This is a genomic window from Allomesorhizobium aridi, assembly GCF_043769475.1.
Lineage (GTDB): Bacteria > Pseudomonadota > Alphaproteobacteria > Rhizobiales > Rhizobiaceae > Allomesorhizobium.
In genome coordinates this window covers 5,004,060-5,023,263 of record NZ_CP171729.1, presented here as the reverse complement: position 1 = coordinate 5,023,263, position 19,204 = coordinate 5,004,060, and the positions used below count along the sequence as shown (strand labels likewise).

The window sequence follows — 19,204 nt, the reverse complement described above, 5'->3', positions numbered from 1 at the left end:
TTCAGGCCGACTCGGCCGGCTGCAATTGCTGCCACTTCGCGAAAGCCGCCTTGAGATCGTCGGAGGCAAGCGTTGCCGGGTTTGGCGAAAAGCCGGCGGCAAGCATCTTCCTGCCCAGCATATGGTCGGCGGGCCGGTTGACGGATTCGATGCAGATCAACCTGTCGCCCAGAAAGTGGAACACCGAAAAGCGGTTTTCGGCCGCATCGCCGACCACCACGGACCTGTCGCCGCCGGCGGCCAGACCGACCATCTGCAGCTTCATGTCGCCGATATCGGACCAGAACCAGGGGACGCTGCGATAGGCATCTTCATGGCCGGTTATGGTGCGGGCGGCCAGCCGCGCCTGGTCGGTGGCGTTCTGGACCGATTCCAGCCGCACATCGGCCCCCGAAAACCAGTGCCGGTAGTTGGCGTTGTCGCCGATCGCCAGGATTTCAGGCTGCGAACTGCGCATTTGCGGGTCGACACGGATGCCGTTGGCGACCGCGATGCCTGCCGCTTCCGCAAGCTCCGAATTCGGCACGACGCCGACCCCGATAAGGACAAGCCCCGCCTGCAGCCTCTCGCCCGACGAGGTAACGGCCGCCACGACATGGCCGTTCCGGCTTTCCAGCCGCTCGATCGTCGTGTTGGCCAAAAGGCGCACACCCGCCGCTTCGAGGCGGGTGCGGACATGGGCGGCGATCACCGGCGCGGCGGCGCGGGCGAGCAGCCTGTCCTGCGCCTCGACGACCGTGACGCGGCGCCCGCCGAGCGCCAGCGTTGCAGCAATTTCCAGTCCTATGAAGCCGCCGCCGAGAACGGCGACGTCCTCGCAGCCTGCACTCGCCTCGCGGATCGCGCGGGCGTCGGCCACCGAGCGCAGCGACAGCACGCCGACCAAGTCCGAGCCCGGCAGGGCCAGCGTGCGCGGCCGCGAGCCGGTGGCGAGGATCGCGTGGTCGAAGGCGATATGCCCGCCGCCCGAAAGGTCGAGGCGCCGGCCAGCGAGGTCGATCCTTTCGACACTGGCGCCCAGCATCAGGTCGATGCCGCCGTTTGTGTAGAAGGCCTCCGCGCGCAGCATTTGCGGCTTGGCGTCGGCCTCCTTCATGAAGGCTTTGGACAGAGGCGGCTTGTGGTAGGGAAGCTCGTTCTCGTCGCCGATCAGCGTGACGCGACCATCGAAACCAGCCTCGCGCAGGCTCGCGGCCGCCTGCACGCCCGCATGTCCCGCACCGACAATGACCACGCCGTTCTTCATGATGCCTGCATTCCAGGGCGCAGCATAAGATGCTGTCCCGCCGGGCGACCGTTCCGTTTCCGACATCGCATCCTGGCGCGGGGTCGCACCTCGAACGACGCCGTGTCAAGTGCGCCGGCTTGTCTCGGGTGCCGCTGCGGATTCGGCATCCATTAAGTTGAGAAACTTAGAATAGTTCTAATGTGTTGATTTCAAATGTTTTTGCTCGATCCGGATTGACTTTTTCCTGCCGACCGCTTTTATGGCGCCGTGCTCAATGAGCACATCCCTTTGATGTCTGGGCCTTGAACCCGTTCGATTGGAGGACTTCGTGTCTGCTTTTCCTTCCCGCGCTCCTGCGCGGTCCGCCCGCTTTTCGGCTGGGCGCATGTTCCTTGGCACACTGCCAGCCTCGCGGCCGCTCCAGGCGCCGCTGCGCATCGTCGCGCTGCTGCTGCAGCCCGCCAACAATACAGTCCAGCGCCGCAGGCCGGCCGATCAGTGAGGAGAATACGATGATGCGAGCATTGCTTACAGCGCCGCAGAGCGGCAGGTTGGCGGCGGTAGCTGCGACCGCGATGCTGACCGCGGCTATTTTCGTCCTCCCGGCAAAAGCCGATACCGATCCCAAGGCCGTACTGGCCACATATGCGGACATCGCCCAGGCGAAATACGAAGATGCGCTTGCGACGGCCAGGCTGCTCGACGAGGCAGCGGACGCGCTGATCGCCAAGCCGTCCGCGGAAACGCTGGAGGCCGCCCGCGCCGCCTGGAAGGCCGCCCGCATCCCCTACCAGCAGACGGAAGTCTACCGCTTCGGCAATGCGATCGTCGACGATTGGGAAGGCCGGGTGAACGCTTGGCCGCTCGACGAAGGCCTGATCGACTATGTCGACGCCGGCTACGGCACGGAGTCCGACGAGAACACGCTCTACACCGCCAATGTCATCGCCAACCCGCAGATCGAGATCAACGGGGCGAAGGTCGACGCTTCGGTGATCACTCCCGAATTTCTTGCCGGCACGCTGCAGGAAGCCGGCGGCATCGAGGCCAACGTCGCGACCGGCTATCACGCGGTCGAGTTCCTGCTCTGGGGCCAGGATCTGAACGGAACCGGTCCCGGTGCGGGAATCCGCCCCTTCACCGACTACGATCCGGCCAATTGCACCGGTGGCAATTGTGAGCGGCGCGCTCAGTACCTTGCGGCCACGACCGACCTCCTCGTGGCAGATATCGAGGAAATGGTGGCCAATTGGGGGCCCGAGGGAGAAGCGCGCAAGTCTTTGCTGGAAGGCGACCCGGCGGCAGGCCTGTCGGCCATCCTGACCGGCATGGGTTCGCTCTCCTACGGCGAACTCGCAGGCGAGCGCATGAAGCTCGGCCTTCTGCTGCACGATCCCGAAGAAGAGCATGACTGCTTCTCCGACAATACCCACATCTCGCATCTCTACGATGCGATCGGCATCCGCGATGCCTATCTCGGCCGCTACAAGCGGATTGACGGGTCTGTCGTCGAGGGGCCGTCCGTCGCCGCAATGGTCAAGGAAGCCGACGCCGCGCTCGACGCCGAGCTGACCGGAAAGCTGGACGCGACCATTTCCGCCATGGAAGCCGTGGCCAAGCGCGCAGAAGGCGGCGAGGCGTACGACCAGCAGATCGGCGAAGGCAATGCCGAAGGCAACGCGGCGGTTCAGGCCGCGATCGACGGGCTGATCGACCAGACCAGGTCTATCGAACGTGTTGTCGCGGTATTGAAGCTCGACTCCATCGCCTTCGAGGGGTCCGACAGCCTCGACGCCCCCGACAAGGTCTTCCAGTAAGCTTTCCCGATATCCAGGCCGGCGTTCCGCGCCGGGACCCAACAGAGTTCAACATGATTGTCTGTCACTGCAACCTGATCACCGAAAAGGATATCGAAGAGGCCATTATCCAGCTTCTGGAAGCCGATCCTTGGCACCTCATCGTGCCGGCCAAGGTATATCATTGGCTTCAGAAGCGCGGTCGCTGTTGCGGCTGCTTCCCAAATGTGGTGGAAACGATCATTCGGGTAACCGAGCATTACCACCTTCGTTCGGAGGCGAACGGGGCGGATGTCGTTTCACACCTGGACCGCGTCCGAGGACTGCGGGCCGAATTCGGGAGCAGACGCCATGAAGGGCGAAATACAAGTCATCGAGCGGCTTAACGAGGCGCTGTTTCTGGAACTTGGCGCCGTCAATCAGTACTGGCTTCATTTCCGACTGCTGGAGGATTGGGGATTCCTTAAACTGGCCAAGAAGGAGCGCGAGGAATCCATCGAAGAGATGCATCACGCCGACAAGATCATCGAGCGCATCATCTTTCTGGAAGGCCATCCGAACCTCCAGTCGCTGGCGCCGCTGCGCATCGGCCAGAATGTCCGCGAAGTGCTCGAATCCGACCTGGCCGGCGAATATGACGCGCGCACATCCTACAAGAAATCGCGCGAGATCTGCCAGGAATTGGGCGATTACGTCACCATGCAGCTTTTCGAGGACCTGCTGAAGGACGAGGAGGGCCATATCAACTTCCTCGAAACGCAGCTCCAGCTGCTCGCCAGCATAGGCGAGGAACGTTACGGCCTGCTCAACGCGGCTTCGGCGAACGAGGCCGACTAGGATATGCGATGCGGCGCGCCATAGATCTTCTGCGCCGCCGAACGCTTTTGTATAGTTGGTGCGTCCTTCGAGGCTCGAAGGCCGCACCAACACAGGCTCAGCGCCGATCGTTGATCGCTGCCCTCGCGAGTCTCGCATTGACGACTGTCGTCGCAGCCGGAGACGTTCCGGCTGGACTTTCCTCAACCCGCACCTATCTCACGGCAAAGGATCTCGCCCGCGTCACGGCGATAACCGAGCCGGCCACGGATTTCTCCAAGGCGGAAGATTTCGAGCCGATGCCGGCGGGTGCTGCGACCTCGCGCAAGCGCGTCAACCAGGATGCCTTCTCCCATCCGTCGGCCAATCTGAGTTTCGAGGAGCAGGGCACGTTCAAGCTCGGCAATGCACTGTTCCGCAAGCTCTGGGTTTCTTCGCCGTCGTCTACCCAGGCGTCGGACGGGCTCGGGCCGCTGTTCAACGCGCGCGCCTGCCAAAGCTGCCATCTGAAGGACGGTCGGGGACATCCTCCCGAAGGCAATGCCGACGCGACCTCCATGTTCCTGCGGCTCGCCCGCGCCGCCGAAACCGCCGAGGAGAAGGCGCAACTGGCGCAGAAGGCCGCGCTCAACTTCCCCGATCCCGTCTATGGCGGCCAGCTGCAGGACCTTGCCGTTCCCGGCCTTGCCGCCGAGGGCAAGATGAAAATCGCCTACGAGGAGGCGCCGGTCACGCTCGGCGACGAAAGTGTCGTTTCGCTGCGCAAGCCGCGCTATTCGGTCAGCGGCCTGCCGCTCGGCCCGCTCCATGCGGCAACCACACTTTCGCCGCGGGTGACGCCGCCAATGATCGGGCTTGGGCTGGTCGAGCAGATCCACCCGGCCGACATTCTCGCCAAAGCCGACCCGGAGGACCGGGATGGTGACGGGATTTCCGGGAAAGCATCGATCGTGCGCGACGCGGTCAGCGGCGAGCCGGCGCTCGGGCGGTTCGGCTGGAAGGCTTCGACGCCGTCGATCCGCCAGCAGTCGGCAGAAGCCTTCGCCGGCGACATTGGCATCTCGACGCCGGACGTGCCGCGCCATTGGGGCGATTGCAGCGATGCCCAGAAAGATTGCCGGGCGCTGCCGAACGGCGTGCAGGAGCGCCTAGGCGAAACCGAGGCGCCCGATCCGGTCCTCGACCTCGTCACCTTCTATTCACAGAACCTCGCCGTGCCAGCGCGGCGCGATGCCGGAAAGCCGGACGTGCTCGCCGGCAAGAAAGTGTTCTACGAGCTCGGCTGCGCTTCCTGCCACACACCGAAATTCGTGACGCGGCGCGACGCGCCGAACAAGGCGCACGCCTTCCAGCTGATCTGGCCTTATTCCGATTTCCTGCTGCACGACATGGGCGAAGGGCTTGCCGACGGCCAGAGTGTTGGCGATGCGGATGGCCGCGAATGGCGCACGCCGCCGCTCTGGGGCATCGGCCTTACCGCGCAGGTCAGCGGCCACACATTCTTCCTGCATGACGGGCGGGCGCGCAATTTGACCGAGGCGATACTCTGGCACGGCGGCGAGGCGCGGGCCGCGCGCGACGGGTTCGCCGCGCTTGAGAAAGCCGACCGCGACGCTCTGGAAAAATTTCTGGAGTCGCTGTGATGAAGCTCCTGCTCCTCCTCCTGTTAGCGGCGACGACCGCCTTTGCATCTCCGGCCAGTGCCGAGAACCCGGTCATCGCCGGCGCGGTGTCGGGCTTCGTCACACCGGCCTATGGCGCGTTCCAGACCGCGTCAGCCGAACTCAGCGGCGACATGGACGCACTCTGCGCCGAGCCGTCGCCGAACAGGCTAGCGGTAGCGCGGGAAGCCTTCCTCACTGTCGTCACCGCATGGTCGGAAGCCGAGATCATCCGCTTCGGCCCGGTGACCGAGGAGAACCGGCTGGAGCGCATCCTGTTCTGGCCGGACCGCAAGAGCACCGGCCTGAAGCAGGTGCAGCGGGCGCTCGCGGACAAGGATGCGACCGCCACCGACCCCGCGACGCTCAAGGGCAAAAGCGTCGCCATGCAGGGGCTGGGCGCGCTCGAATTCATCCTTTTCGGCACCGGAGCGGAGAGCTTGGCCGCGCCGGGCGAAGCCTATCGCTGCGCTTATGGACGCGCGATCGCAGGGAATGTCGAGGAGATGGCCTCGGCCATCGTTGCCGGTTGGCAGGACCCCGCCGGCATTGCGGCGCAATGGGGCAATCCCGGTGCGGACAACCCGCTCTACCGCACCGATGACGAAGCGATAACCGAACTGTTCGACATCTTCATTCATGGCCTTGAAATGGTGCGCAACGTGCGCATCAACGGTTTTCTCGGCGAGGATGCGCACAGCGACCGGCCCAAGCAGGCGATCTTCTGGCGGTCCGGCGCGACTAAAGCCTCCATCGCGGCGAATTTGCGCGGCATGCGAAAGCTGTTCGAGGCGAGCCAGCTTGTCGGGCTACTGCCGCCGGATGCTGCCTGGATCGCGGATTCGATCGGCTTCGAATTCGACAATGCCGAGAGCGCCCTGGAAGCCACCGACGGACCGGTTGCCGAAATACTCGCCGACCCGGCGCGACGGGAGAAGCTGGCCTATGCCCGCCTCGTCACCTCCAGCCTGTCTGAGCTTTTCGGCGTCAGGCTGGCGGGCGCTTTGGGCCTGACCGCCGGCTTCTCGTCGCTCGACGGAGACTAAGCGTGCGTACGCCGCTCATCGACCGGAGGGATTTCCTGAAGGCCGCGGGCGCCGGCTTTCTCGCATCGTTGCCGGGCCGCGCGCTCGCCGAAACGGTGCAGGCGGATGCGGTATTCGCCACGGCATACCAGCGGCGCGACGGCAGCTACGGCGCAGCCATACTGTCCGAAGCGGGCGCGGTCCTGCACCGGGTCGACCTGCCCGACCGGGGACACGACGTGACTTTCGACCCGGTGTCGCGACGCTCGGTGGTGTTCGCGCGCCAGCCGGGCACCTTCGCGGTTGTATTCGATCACATGGGCAGCAAGCAGCCTGCGACCATCGCCAGCATCGCCGGCAGGCATTTTTTCGGCCATGGCGTGTTCTCGCGAGACGGCCGGCTGCTCTATGCCACCGAGAACGATTTCGACAATGCGGCGGGCATGATCGGCGTCTATGACGCCGCCGCGGATTTCCGGCGGCTGGGCGAATTCCCCACCCACGGCGTCGGGCCGCACGAACTGCTGCTGCTGGGTGATGGCCGAACGCTCGCAATCGCCAATGGCGGAATCGAAACGCATCCGGATTTCGGCCGTGCCAAGCTGAACCTTTCGACCATGAAGCCGTCGCTGGTCTTCATCGACCGCCACTCCGGCGATCTCATCGAACGCCACGAACTGCCGCCCGAATTGCACCAGCTGTCGATCCGCCACATGGCGGTCGACCCGAGCGGCACAGTCTGGTTCGGCTGCCAGCACGAGGGACCGGCGAGCGAGCGGCCGGCACTGGTCGGACGCGCCAGGGCGGGAGAAACCTTTAGGCTGATCGACATGCCGCAAGACGTGCTGGCTGGCTTGCGCAACTATGTCGGCTCGGTCGCCGCCAATGCCGAGGCCGGAACGATCGCGGTTTCCTCGCCGCAGGGCAACGCGCTGGTGATCATCGAAGCGGCCGCCGGGCGCATTGTCTCTACGAGCCGGCTCGCCGAGGTCTGCGGCATCGCGCCCGACCGGAGCGGCTTCCTCGCCACCACCGGCGCCGGCGAGATCGTCGACCCCAATGGCGATTCACAATCGGCCGAGGAATATGCCTGGGACAATCACCTGTCCCGGATCGGGTGAGCCTGCTTGAGCGTCAGACTGCGCCGGACACGTCCGAATGCGCGATGGCCTTGCGCACGATGGCCATGAAGCGTTCGCCGGCGATCTCGCGCGGGCCGCTATTGTCGATGGAAACCACGCCCGGCCCGGCAAGCTTGACCGCGGCGGCGCGCGCCAGCCGCACCAGAACCTCGCCGCGCGATTCGCGCCCTCGCGAGGCAAGCCGCTCTGCAAGAATTTCGGGGCTGGCGGTGATCTCCACCACGGCGACATTGGCATAGCGTTCCCGCAGCGTGGGGATGACGCCGCGCGAGCCGTTGGCGATCGCCACATGTCCATTGGCGATGGCTTCGTCGACATTGGCCGGAAGACCGTATTTCAGCCCGTGCGCCTGCCAGGTCAGCGCGAATGCGCCCGACGCCTCTGCCTCGTCGAATGCGGCGTCGGCCAGCGTATCATGGATCTCGCTCGACCCGTCGCAGGGGCGGGTGATGACACGACGTACGAAATCCACGCCCTCCTCCGGCGACAGGCGCTCGGCCGCATAACCGATCACTGTGTCCTTGCCGGCGCCGCTCGGTCCGACGACGACGATGAACACGCCATTGCGGATGGGGAATTCGGCGCGCGCCTGCTCGCGTTCTATGAGTGCGGAAACCATCATGCGACACGGCCTCCTTCACGCCAGACGGTGCGCACGACCGGTACATGCTCGTCGACGCGCACGCGCACCAGATCGGCGCGGCGGCCCGGCTCGATCACGCCGCGGTCGGTCAGGCCGACGGCTTCCGCCGGCGTTTTTGAAACCATCGCGACGGCCTGCGGCAGCGAGATGCCCTCGACGACCTCGCCGAGGAAGAAGGCCGACTGGATCAGGCTGAACGGGATATAATCGGACGACAGAATGTCGAGCAGACCTTCCTCGGCAAGCGTGCGCGCCGAGACATTGCCCGAATGCGAGCCGCCGCGCATGACGTTCGGCGCGCCCATCAGCACGCCGAGTCCGGCCTGCTTGGAGGCTTTCGCGGCCTCCGCCGTGGTCGGGAATTCCGCCACGCGAATTCCTTGCGTCACGGCCTCGTCGACATGGGCGATCGTGGCGTCGTCATGGCTTGCCAGCACGATGCCGCGCTGGTTGCAGGCGGCAGCGATGGCGCTGCGGTTGGCGGGTGAATTCAGCGCCGATTCCGCCATCCGCCTTTCGCAGAATTCGCGAAACTGCTCCTCGTTCATCTTCAGCTTGCCCATGTAGTAGATTGCATAGGCTTCGAGACGGGCGAACTGGCGTTGTCCGGGCGCATGGTCCATCAGCGATGCCAGCCTGACTCGGTTATCGCCGTCGAAATAGGCAAAGCCCTCCAGGCAATCCGCAGCCGAAACCTCGCAGCGCAGGTGAATGAAATGATCGGCGCGCAGCCGGCCCTGCCGGGAACTGTCTTCGATGGCATCGGCCAGCTTGCGCATGTCCTCGATCGTGAGCTCGCCATCCTGGTCCATGCCGACGCGCAGCGCATCGAACACCGTCGTTATGCCGGCGGTCGCCACCTGCGCATCGTGGGCCAGAACGGAGGCTATCGGGTTCCAGCGCACTTTCGGGCGCGGCGCATAGTGACCTTCCAGGTGGTCGGTATGGAGTTCGACAAGGCCGGGAATGACGAAATCGCCCTGCATATCCTCGCCGGTTCGGGTCGCGCCCGGGGCGATGTCGGCGATCTTGCCGTCGCACATGACGAGCGTGCCGTCGATCATCTCGTCGGCAAGCACGATGCGAGCATTGGTCAGGATAGTTTCGGAAGTCATGTCAGGCAGTCTTTCTGTCACGCCGCGCATCGAGCGCGTAATAGGATTGTACCATGAACGGAGCGCCGGGCTCGCGCTCGACAAACAGCGCCAGGCCCGCAACCGTCACGGGGCGGGCAATGGCCGCCCGAAACACCTCGTCGACCGCCCGGCGGACCCGTGCGCTGTCGTTTTCGGCCACGCGCCCGGTCAGCGTCATGTGGAAACGGAAGGCGTCGAACACGTAAGGATAGCCCCACTGGTACAGATTGCGGAACTCGGCGGGGCTCAGCGCGTCCGGATTGCGGCGCTCGATATCGGTCTCGCTCAACGGCGCCCGGAAGCGGTCGAAGCTGGTGACCACGTCGTCAGCGAAACGCTGGAGCCCAGGGTTTTCCTCGCCCGGAACCAGCGCGAAAAATCCGTCCATCTGCTTGATCACGAGACGCGGAATGACGACCGGCGCGGTCGCTCGCGCGAATTCCGCCATCGCCGCCTCGAGATCGGCTTGGCTTTCGCCTTCGGCGAGACGGAAAGGCGCTTTCAGCGTCGCGTGGAAGCCGTAGCGGCGTGCCGATGCAGTGTGGAAGGCGATCTCCGCCGGAGAAAGAACGGTGCTTGCCGGCGGTTTGGTCGCAGCACCCGTGAACGGGTCGCGGCCCAGCCAATCGGCGGCGAGCCGCGTCAGCGGGTCGTTCTGTTCAGGTGTGAAATAGATCGCGTAACGCATCGAATATCCTCGCCGGCCTCGATGCCATAGGCGATTTGCATGACGGATTGACGAAGCAGGACAGATGCCGGCTGATAGCAGATGCCCCCGGCAAAGTCATTAGTCAGCGACCATGAGACCTGTCGGCGTCAGGCCTTCAGCAGCCACTCATGCTCGGGCGCGTTGTAGAATTTCCAGGTTCGCTTCGGCCCGGCCATGACATTGAGATAATAAAGATCGTAGCCATGGCAGGCGGCACAGGGATGATAGCCCTTCGGCACCAGCACCACGTCGCCGTCCTCGACCGCCATTGTTTCGTCCAGCGACCGATCGTCCGTATAGACCCGCTGGAATGCAAAACCCTGCGGCGGGTTCAGCCGGTGGTAATAGGTCTCCTCGAGATATGATTCCCTCGGCAGGTCGTCACGATCGTGCTTGTGCGGCGGATAGCTTGACGTGTGGCCGCCGGGCGTGATGACCTCGACCACCAGAAGCGAATCCGCCGCTTCGTTTTCCGGCAGGATATTGGTGACGTAGCGCGTGTTGGTGCCCTTGCCCCGCACTTCCCGTCCGAGCTGTTCCGGCGCAATGGCACGTGCCCCGAGGCCGCCGCCCAGGCCCGGCGCCGAGCAGACCGCGAGTTCGAGATCGGTCTCGGCGGTAACCGACCAGTCGGAGCCTTGCGGCACGTAGAGCGACCACGGCTTGCCCTCGAAGGGCGACATGCGCTCGCCGAGCAGGCCAAAATCCTCCGGTCCCGCCTTGGCCCTGCCCTTGCCGGTGACGAACACCAGGCATGCTTCGCGATCCCCGGTCGCAGCCAACACCGTCTCGCCCGGCTTCAGCCGATGGAGATCGAAGCCGACATAGGTCCAGCCGGCGCTTGCGGGCGTTACATGGGAGACGCGGCCGGTTCCTTTTTCCGGTTTCACCAGCAGTTTCGGCATGGCTTACTCCTTTTCCTTCCCGGGGCCGGGCTTGTAGGCGATCAGGAAAATCCACGCGCCGTAGCCGGCCATGCCGATGGCGATCATCGCCCAGAACGACTGGCCGTAGAATATCTCGAATATAGCCCAAGCCACGCAGAAGGCGACGAGCGCGACCCGGCGCCACAGTGGCCGCAGGAACGGGTGGTCCTCGCCCGCCATCAGGCCAAACCATCGTCGGGAGTGCAGGAATCAAGCATTCGGAAAGCCCTGTGTCTCAACTGTATAGCCGGCCGCCGTCATGACCCGCATCAACTCCTTGTAGCCGACTTGCGCCATCCTGAGTGGCGGATTCTTCTTCGGGTCCTGCTCGGCCTCGACCACGAACCAGCCTTCATAGCCATAGTCCGCAAACTTTTTCACGATTGCGCCGAAATCGAGCGAGCCATCCCCGGGCACGGTGAAGGCGCCAAGGGCCACCGCGTCGAGGAAAGATTGCCTGGTGCGGTCGAGCCGGTTGATCACGTCCATGCGCACATCCTTCACATGCACATGGTTGATGCGGTTGTGGTGGTTGTCGATAGCCCGCAGTACGTCGCCTCCGGCAAAGGCCAGGTGACCCGCATCGAGGAGCAAAGGAATGCCGGCGCCCGAATATTTCATGAAGGCGTCGAGTTCGGGTTCGGTCTCGACCACAGCCGCCATATGGTGGTGGTATGAGAGCGGCATGCCCTGATCGGCGCACCATTCGCCGAACTCGGTGATCTTTTTGGCATACGCCTTCATCTCGTCGTCGGCGAGCTTCGGCTTGGTGGCGAGGGGTTTTGTCCGGTCGCCCTGGATGGAACGGCCGACCTCGCCATAGACGATGCAGGGCGCGTTGACGGCCTTGAACAGGTCGATCATCGGCTGGATGCGGTCCCTGTTTGCAGCAATGTCCTCAATGACCAGCGTGCCGGAGAACCAGCCGCCGCAAAGGGTCACGTCGGCCTCTCTCAAGATCGGCAGCATGACCTTCGGATCGTTGGGAAAGCGGCGTCCCATTTCCATGCCGGTGAAGCCCGCCGACCGCGACTGCCGCAGGCACTCCTCCAGCGACACGTCATCGCTGAGTTCGGCCAGATCATCGTTCCACCACGCGATGGGAGACATGCCAAGTTTGGCTTTCAAGTTTTTTCTCCGGTTTCTTTCCATTGGCAGCGCTGCCCGTCACCTGCCTCCTGAGCCTGTCGAAGGGCGGCATCCCTCTCCCCGCAAGGGGGGAGAGGAGGAGATTGCCGCGGCGTTGACGTCCCCTCTCCCCGTCCTGAGCTTGTCGAAGGATAACGGGGACGGGTAAGGGTGAGGGGCAAGCTCAATTCACCAGATGCTGCATTTTGCGCTTCTGCTCATAGTCCTTGCGCGCCGCGTTGACTTCCTTGCGGCTGCTGACCTCCGGCACCGCCACGTCCCACCAGTGACCGCCGGCATCCGTCGAGATCAGCGGGTCCGTGTCGATGACGATCACCGAGGTCTTCGTATCGGCTTCCGCCTCTTTCAGCGCCCGTTCCAGCTCGGCGATCGAGGCGACTTTCCTGGCAACCGCGCCCATCGAGGCGGCGTGCGCGGCGAAGTCGATTTCGGGCAGCACCTCGTGTTTAGCGTCCTTCAGCAGATTGTTGAAGTTCGCCCCGCCTGTCGCCATCTGCAGGCGGTTGATGCAACCGAAGCCTCGGTTGTCGAGCACCACAATGGTCAACTTCTTGCCTAGCATAACCGAGGTCGCGATCTCGGAATTCATCATCATGTAGCTGCCGTCGCCGAGCATTACGATGACGTCGTCGTTGGGCTTGGCGAGCTTGACGCCGAGCCCGCCGGCGATCTCGTATCCCATGGTCGAATAGCCATATTCCATGTGGTAGCTGCCTGGTGCGCCGGCCGGCCACAGCTTGTGCAACTCACCAGGCAATCCGCCCGACGCGCAGACAAGCGTCGCCTTCGAGCCGCGCGCACGGTGCACCGCGCCGATCACCTGCGCGTCGGAAGGCAACGCATTGGTCGGATCGGTCACGGCCTTGGCGGCGGTCAGCCAGTCGGTCTTGGCGGCCTTAGCCGTCGCGACCCAGGCGTCGGGCGATTTCCAGTCATCGAGCCGGGCTTCCAGAGCCTCGAGCCCGGCTTTCGCGTCGGCCACCAGCGGCAGCGCGCGATGCTTGCCGGCATCGAAAGCTTGAGCGTTCAGCCCCACGATCTTCACGTCGTCGGCCTTGAACAGCGCCCAGGAGCCGGTGGTGAAATCCTGCAGCCGCGAGCCGACAGCGAGCACCACATCGGCCTGCTCGGCAAGCAGGTTCGAGGCCGAGGACCCGGTCACCCCCACCGAGCCCATATTGAGCGGATGGTCGTGCGGCAGGCTCGACTTGCCGGCATTGGTCTCCATGACCGGAATGCCATGTTTCTCGGCAAAGGCTTTCAGCGTTGCCGTGGCCTCCGAATAGAGAACCCCGCCGCCGGCGATGATCACCGGCTTCCTGGAGCCTTTCAGCGCGGCGACCGCCGCGTCCAACTCGCTCGCATCCGGCTGCGGCCGGCGCGGCCGCCAAACCCGCTCGTCGAAAAAGCTCTCCGGATAATCGTAGGCCTCGGCCTGCACGTCCTGGCAGAGCGCCAGCGTCACCGGCCCGCACTCGGCCGGGTCAGTCAGAACCTGCATTGCCCGGTTCAGCGCCGGGATGATCTGCTCGGGCCGGGTGATGCGGTCGAAATAGCGCGAGACCGGGCGCAGGCAGTCGTTGGCCGAGACGGTTCCGTCGCCGAAATCCTCGACCTGCTGCAGCACCGGGTCGGGGATACGGTTGGCGAATACATCACCGGGCAAAAGCAGCAGCGGCAAGCGGTTGACATGGGCCAATGCGGCCGCCGTCACCAGGTTTGTCGCGCCCGGGCCGATGGACGTGGTGACCGCCATCATGCGGCGGCGGAAATTGGCCTTGGCGTAAGCGATCGCGGCATGCGCCATGCCCTGCTCGTTGTGGGCACGGAAAGTCGGTAAGTCGTCCCTTACCTGATACAGCGCTTCGCCTATGCCGGCGACATTGCCGTGCCCGAAAATCGCCCAGACGCCGCCGAACAGCGGCAGCGTCTTGCCGTCGATCTCCGTCATCTGGCGCGCCAGAAATCTGGTCAGCGCCTGCGCCATGGTCAGGCGGATGGTCTTGCTCATGGGTTCCTCCCGGCCAATTTTGGCCGACTATGCTGCTTTCTTGCCGCGCGCCGCAAGCCAGGCCTCGGTCAGTCTTTCGAACCGCTCGGCCATGTCGGTGATCGCCGCCTCATCCGAGATCTGGCCGGCGAACCATTTTTCGGCGGCATCGACGAAGATCGTCCGGCCGACCGCGAAACCCTTGACCACCGGCGCTTCCGCCGTCGCGGCAAAAGCCGCCTCCAGCTCGTCCTGTGGCGCTTCCAGCCCAAGCAGAACCACGCCGCGGCACCACGGATCGTTCTTCTCGATGACCGCGCCGATGGCGCGCCAGGCGGCGCTCGACGCCTGCGGCTCGAGCTTCCACCAATCCGGCTTGATGCCAAGCGCGTAAAGCTCCTCTAGCGCGCGCGGAATGGTGTCCTCGGCAAGCCCGCCGTGCTTGCCTGCGATGATCTCGACGAGCAATTCCCGGCCGACCTTGCGCGCGGCCTCGAACAACGCGCGCAGCTTCTGCTGCTGCTCGGTTTTGAGCTCAGCCGGATCGTCCGGATGATAGAAACACAGGCATTTGATACAATGGTCGACCGGCCATTCGGCGAGTTGCGAGCCGATATCTTGTGAAAATTCGAAGCGCAGCGGCCGCGAACCGGGCAGTTCGACAGGGCGGCCGAGCCAGAACAACGAAGAACGCGCGAATTCGAACATCGCTTCGCGGCCATGCTTCTCGTCCAGCAGCATGCCGTAGCCGTCGCGCCCTCCCGCCACGCGGTCAGCCGCCTTCACCGCCAGCACTTTGAAAGCACCGATGCGCTCTGCATCTGCGCCCGTCTTCCTCGCTATATCCTCCAACTGAGCGCGATGATCGATGGCGAGCGCCATCAGCGAGGGGATGTCGCGCCGCCGGTTGGTTGCCCAGTGGACGTGGTTGATCGCCTCGTCCTTGCGCAGCGCCCGGTGCGGGCTGCCGTGCTTCAGGAAAAAATGCAACTCCTCGAACGTCGGTATTTCCGGCGAGCACAGGAGCCGCGACACCGCGAAAGCGCCGCAGGCGTTGGCCCATGTCGCCGCCGTCTTCAAATCCTCGCCGCCGAGCCAGCCGCGCAGGAAGCCCGACATGAAGGCGTCGCCGGCGCCCAGCACATTGTAGACCTCGATCGGAAAACCCTTGCCCACAATGCCGGCTTCGAGATCTTCGGAAATCGGGCCGTCATAGACGATGCAGCCCATCGGCCCGCGCTTCAGAACGATGGTCGCAGGCGAAAGCGCGCGAATGGTCTTCAGCGCCTGCAGCAATTCGCTCTCGCCCGACGCGATCAGCACCTCCTCCTCGGTGCCGACGATCAGGTCGCAATCGGCCAGCACCGTCTTCATCTGGTTGGAGACTCGCTCCGAGGCGATGTAGCGGTTGTCGCCCGCCGCATGGCCGGCCAGGCCCCACAGGTTCGGGCGATAGTCGATGTCGAGCACCACCTTGCCGCCCGCCTCCTTCATCAGCCGCATCGCCTTGCGTTGCGCAGCCTCCGTGTTGGGGCGGGAAAAATGCGTGCCGGTGACCACCAGCGCGCGGGCCGAGGCGACGAATTCGGCGTCGACATCGTCTTCCGACAGCGCCATGTCGGCGCAGTTCTCTCTGTAGAACAGCAGCGGAAAGCTCTTGTCGTTCTCGACCGAGAGGATGGCCAGCGCCGTCAGCCGCGTCGGGTCGGTGACGAGACCGTCCACGCATACGCCCTCGCGCAGCATCTGCTCGCGGATGAAGCGGCCCATCTGCTCGTCGCCGACGCGGGTGAGCAGCGCCGAACGCAGGCCGAGACGTGCCGTGCCGATGGCGATGTTGGCCGGACAGCCGCCGACCGACTTGGCGAAGGAGGTTACGTCCTCCAGCCGCGAGCCGATCTGCTGCCCGTAGAGATCGACGGAAGCCCGCCCCATGGTGATGACGTCGAGCCGCCTGGCGTCCGCCTCGGACATACCCGCTCCTTCCGTTTCGACGCGCAGGCGAAGTTCGCGATCGACGCGCCCGCGATCCGGCATCAAGAATTTCGCATTATGAAACATACATTCTGCAAAATAGTCAATTCAGAATGTTTGTTTCGTTTTTTAGATCGAGAGCAGCCAAACCCGCAGCCGCACGCCGGCTGAGTAAAGACGGCCGCAACCATACTACCCCTCGGCCCGCCGTGCAGCCACCGAAACAGTCAGCGTCATGGCCAGCGCCATGGTGACGGCCATCGAGCGAAAACCCTCGAAATTGGCCTCGACGATCTCCAGCAGCACGTCCGCGGAGGACGCGATCGGCGAGAACACAGAATCGGTCAGCGAGACGATGGCGGCGCCCCGTGCCTTGGCGGCGTTGGTCAGCATGACGGTTTCGCTGGCATAGGGGGTGAAACTGATCGACAGGACGGCGTCGCGCCCGGTTATGAAACTCGCCTGCTCCGCGCCCATGCCGGCCACCGCATCCACCAGTATGTTCCGGATACCGAGCTTGCCGAGCGCATAGCTCATATAAGAGGTGATCGGAAAGGATCGCCTGAGGCCGATCAGGTAGATGGTTTCGGCCCGGGCCATCAGGTCGACCGCGCGCTCGATCGCGTCATGGTCTACCTTCTCGCGGAAGCGCCCGACCGACTGTTCCGCCGCCTCCAGGAACCCGTCCAGCACGAGGCCGGACTTGCTGGTGGCGATGCCGTGCTCGCGCATCTTGGCCAGCCGTTCGTCGTAATTCAGCACCCGCTCCCTCAGCCGCGAGCGAAAAACGTCCTGCAGTTCGGTGAACCCCTGATAGCCGAGCGCGCGCGAGAACCGCACCAGCGCCGAGGGCTGCACGTCCGCCCTGGCGGCGATGCTGGCGACCGTGCCGAAGGCGATCTCATCTGGATTTTCAAGCGCATAGCCGGCGACCTGCATCAGCCGCCGCGGCAGATCCTCCGCGCGTTGCGCGATCAGCGCCCGGAGCGCCTGGTAGTCCTTGGGAGAGACATCTGTCGCACTCATCGCCCGGCTTCCTTGGCGGATATTTTGCCCTTGACGCAGTCAAGCAGAAATGGAATGGATATTCCACACCTAAAAGCATAATGCACTGTTTGTTCCAATTCTGGAACTGCGAAACAGCGGTGTGGAGGAGTTCGCAGGGATGACCGACGGGAGCGAGCCGGCTGCGGCGCCACTGCTTGAAGCGCGCGGCGTCAAGAAGTATTTCGGCGCCATCACGGCGCTGAACGGCGTGAGCTTCCATATCGCGCCGGGCGAGGCCCTGGGCGTGGTCGGCGACAACGGCGCCGGCAAGTCCACGCTGATGAAAGTGCTTTCCGGCCTCTACACGCCGAGCGAGGGCGAGCTTTACTTCGCCGGCTCTCCGGTGAAATTCCACTCGCCGCGCGACGCCCGCAAGATGGGCATCGAAATGGTCTACCAGGATTTCGCACTGGCCGGGAACATGCCGATCTACGAGAACATCTATCTCGGCCGCGAGCCGGGCAGGAAATTCGCCGGCCTGACGATCATCGACCGCGACCTGGCGCGCCGCATGGCCGCCGAGCACCTCGACAAGCTGAAGATCCACGTCAAGAGCATCGACCAGAATGTCGAGGAACTGTCCGGCGGGCAGCGCCAGGCAGTGGCGATCGCGCGGGCGACCGCCTTCGACGCCAGGGTGGTGATCATGGACGAGCCGACCGCCGCGCTCGCCATCAAGGAAGTCGGCAAGGTGCTCGACCTCATCAAGTCGCTGAAGGAGCACGGCGTCGCGGTGATCATTATCTCGCACCGCATGGACGACATCTTCTACTGCTGCGACCGGGTGATGGCGCTCTACCAGGGCGCCAATTTCGCCGACGCGCCGCTGCAGGACACCAACCGCAACGAGGTCATCGGCTGGATCATGGGCACCAAGGGCCACACCCAGTCCTTCGCCCACGACAGAGTGCAGCACTGATGCTCGGCAACAGCCCAAGACTTTCCAGCTTCCTCGAGCATTACGGCATCGTCGTCATCGTGGTGGTGATGATGGCGCTGCTCTACGCCACGCGGCCCGACGTGTTCATGTCGCTGGCCAACCTCACCAACATCATCAAGCAGAACGCCACGCTGGCGCTTCTGGCGCTCGGCATGTTCGTGGTCATCGTGACGGCGGGCATCGACCTTTCGGTCGGTTCGGTGATGGCGCTCGGCATGATGTGCCTGGCGGTTGCCGCCAAGGCCGGAGTGCCGTGGCCGATCGTCGTCCTGATCGGGCCGCTGGTGGGCATCACGGCCGGCCTGGTCAACGGGCTCGGGCTGACGGTGCTCAGGCTGCCGCATCCGTTCATCATGACGCTGGGCACGCTCAACATCGCGCGCGGCCTGTCGAGCCTTATCACCGAGGGCGCTCCGGTGTCCGGGCTCGGGCGGGAGGTGCGCTATCTCGGTCAGGCGAATTACGATTTCGGCATTTTCCCACCGCCGACGGGCCTGCCGGCCAGCCTTTTCGTGGTCATCATCAGCGCCGTGGGCATGTGGTTCTTCCTCAACCGCACCTCGATGGGCCGTCACATCTTCGCCATCGGCGGCAACACGCACGCCGCCCGCGTCTCCGGCATCAATGTTGATCGCGTGCTGGTCTATGTCTATGCGATCAGCGGCTTCTTTGCCGGGCTTGGCGGGCTGCTGCTCGCCGGCCGCACCGATTCGGGCTTTCCGCTTGCCGGCCAGAACGCGGAACTCGACGCCATCGCGGCGGTCATCATCGGCGGCGCATCCTTCTTCGGCGGCCGCGGCACCGTTCTGGGCGTCATGGCCGGCGTACTGATCATGGGGCTGATGCGCAACGGCCTCAATCTCAATAACGTCAGTCCGTTCTGGCAGCAGATCCTGATCGGGCTGGTCATCATCGCCGCCGTCTATATCGACGTTCTGCGCCGCCATGCGGCGGTGAGACGGTAGTCGAAAATTGCGCCCGTCGCCGTCTCCGCGCCGGGTGCAATCCTCAATCGGAGACAT

General features: G+C 64.3%; 18 protein-coding genes. 8 read left to right on the top strand and 10 right to left on the bottom strand.

From position 1 onward, the window contains the following. Position 1 precedes the first annotated feature (1 nt). A complete protein-coding gene (locus tag ACG873_RS26745) occupies positions 2-1,246 on the bottom strand; it encodes an NAD(P)/FAD-dependent oxidoreductase (protein WP_394888774.1) in 1,245 nt (414 codons plus the stop codon). A 497-nt stretch (positions 1,247-1,743) separates the two neighbouring features. Here ACG873_RS26745 and ACG873_RS26740 point away from each other — a divergent pair, with 497 nt between their 5' ends. From ACG873_RS26740 to ACG873_RS26715, 6 genes are read left to right on the top strand one after another with little or no spacing between them, the layout of a single operon-like run. Further along, entirely contained in the window at positions 1,744-3,045 is a 1,302-nt protein-coding gene (locus ACG873_RS26740; protein WP_394893718.1) for an imelysin family protein, read from the top strand. A 53-nt stretch (positions 3,046-3,098) separates the two neighbouring features. Continuing rightward, a complete protein-coding gene (locus tag ACG873_RS26735; RefSeq protein ID WP_394888773.1) occupies positions 3,099-3,410 on the top strand; it encodes a (2Fe-2S)-binding protein in 312 nt (103 codons plus the stop codon). Next, complete coding sequence (bfr, locus tag ACG873_RS26730; protein WP_394888772.1) at positions 3,376-3,861, top strand: bacterioferritin; 486 nt, start codon at positions 3,376-3,378, stop codon at positions 3,859-3,861. Before ACG873_RS26735 ends, bfr begins: the two co-directional genes overlap by 35 nt. Positions 3,862-3,869: 8 nt before the next feature. Continuing rightward, complete coding sequence (locus tag ACG873_RS26725; protein ID WP_394888771.1) at positions 3,870-5,483, top strand: di-heme oxidoredictase family protein; 1,614 nt, start codon at positions 3,870-3,872, stop codon at positions 5,481-5,483. Next, a complete protein-coding gene (locus ACG873_RS26720; RefSeq protein WP_394888770.1) occupies positions 5,483-6,547 on the top strand; it encodes an imelysin family protein in 1,065 nt (354 codons plus the stop codon). Before ACG873_RS26725 ends, ACG873_RS26720 begins: the two co-directional genes overlap by 1 nt. Before the next feature lie 2 nt (positions 6,548-6,549). Next, positions 6,550-7,647, top strand: a complete 1,098-nt coding sequence (locus tag ACG873_RS26715; RefSeq protein WP_394888769.1) for a DUF1513 domain-containing protein — start codon at positions 6,550-6,552, stop codon at positions 7,645-7,647. 13 nt (positions 7,648-7,660) lie between these two features. Here ACG873_RS26715 and phnN read toward each other — a convergent pair whose 3' ends face one another. The 9 genes from phnN to ACG873_RS26670 all read right to left on the bottom strand — a co-directional run bounded on the left by phnN (position 7,661) and on the right by ACG873_RS26670 (position 17,221). Then, on the bottom strand, positions 7,661-8,290 hold the full coding sequence (phnN, locus tag ACG873_RS26710; RefSeq protein ID WP_394888768.1) for a phosphonate metabolism protein/1,5-bisphosphokinase (PRPP-forming) PhnN: 630 nt from the start codon (positions 8,288-8,290) through the stop codon (positions 7,661-7,663). Next, on the bottom strand, positions 8,287-9,426 hold the full coding sequence (locus ACG873_RS26705; protein ID WP_394888767.1) for an alpha-D-ribose 1-methylphosphonate 5-triphosphate diphosphatase: 1,140 nt from the start codon (positions 9,424-9,426) through the stop codon (positions 8,287-8,289). Before ACG873_RS26705 ends, phnN begins: the two co-directional genes overlap by 4 nt. A 1-nt stretch (position 9,427) precedes the next feature. Next, positions 9,428-10,135 (bottom strand): DUF1045 domain-containing protein, encoded by a 708-nt coding sequence (locus ACG873_RS26700; RefSeq protein ID WP_394888766.1) that lies wholly within the window; start codon positions 10,133-10,135, stop codon positions 9,428-9,430. A gap of 128 nt (positions 10,136-10,263) precedes the next feature. Further along, positions 10,264-11,061 (bottom strand): 5-deoxy-glucuronate isomerase, encoded by a 798-nt coding sequence (iolB, locus tag ACG873_RS26695; protein WP_394888765.1) that lies wholly within the window; start codon positions 11,059-11,061, stop codon positions 10,264-10,266. 3 nt (positions 11,062-11,064) lie between these two features. Beyond that, on the bottom strand, positions 11,065-11,262 hold the full coding sequence (locus tag ACG873_RS26690) for a DUF3329 domain-containing protein (protein WP_394888764.1): 198 nt from the start codon (positions 11,260-11,262) through the stop codon (positions 11,065-11,067). Positions 11,263-11,292: 30 nt separating this feature from the next. Then, the gene (gene iolE / locus ACG873_RS26685) at positions 11,293-12,210 is read right to left on the bottom strand and encodes a myo-inosose-2 dehydratase (protein ID WP_394888763.1); all 918 of its coding nucleotides are present in this window, start codon (positions 12,208-12,210) and stop codon (positions 11,293-11,295) included. A 184-nt stretch (positions 12,211-12,394) separates the two neighbouring features. After that, positions 12,395-14,242, bottom strand: a complete 1,848-nt coding sequence (gene iolD / locus ACG873_RS26680) for a 3D-(3,5/4)-trihydroxycyclohexane-1,2-dione acylhydrolase (decyclizing) (protein WP_394888762.1) — start codon at positions 14,240-14,242, stop codon at positions 12,395-12,397. Between the two features lie 27 nt (positions 14,243-14,269). Next, positions 14,270-16,195, bottom strand: coding sequence for a bifunctional 5-dehydro-2-deoxygluconokinase/5-dehydro-2-deoxyphosphogluconate aldolase (locus tag ACG873_RS26675; RefSeq protein ID WP_394893717.1), 1,926 nt, complete (start codon positions 16,193-16,195; stop codon positions 14,270-14,272). Between the two features lie 192 nt (positions 16,196-16,387). Continuing rightward, a complete protein-coding gene (locus ACG873_RS26670) occupies positions 16,388-17,221 on the bottom strand; it encodes a MurR/RpiR family transcriptional regulator (RefSeq protein ID WP_394888761.1) in 834 nt (277 codons plus the stop codon). A gap of 139 nt (positions 17,222-17,360) precedes the next feature. Between ACG873_RS26670 and ACG873_RS26665 the strand changes: the two genes are divergently transcribed. Together ACG873_RS26665 and ACG873_RS26660 are read left to right on the top strand one after the other, a co-directional pair. Next, on the top strand, positions 17,361-18,161 hold the full coding sequence (locus ACG873_RS26665) for an ATP-binding cassette domain-containing protein (protein WP_394888760.1): 801 nt from the start codon (positions 17,361-17,363) through the stop codon (positions 18,159-18,161). Then, complete coding sequence (locus ACG873_RS26660) at positions 18,161-19,147, top strand: ABC transporter permease (RefSeq protein WP_394888759.1); 987 nt, start codon at positions 18,161-18,163, stop codon at positions 19,145-19,147. Before ACG873_RS26665 ends, ACG873_RS26660 begins: the two co-directional genes overlap by 1 nt. Positions 19,148-19,204 lie beyond the last annotated feature (57 nt).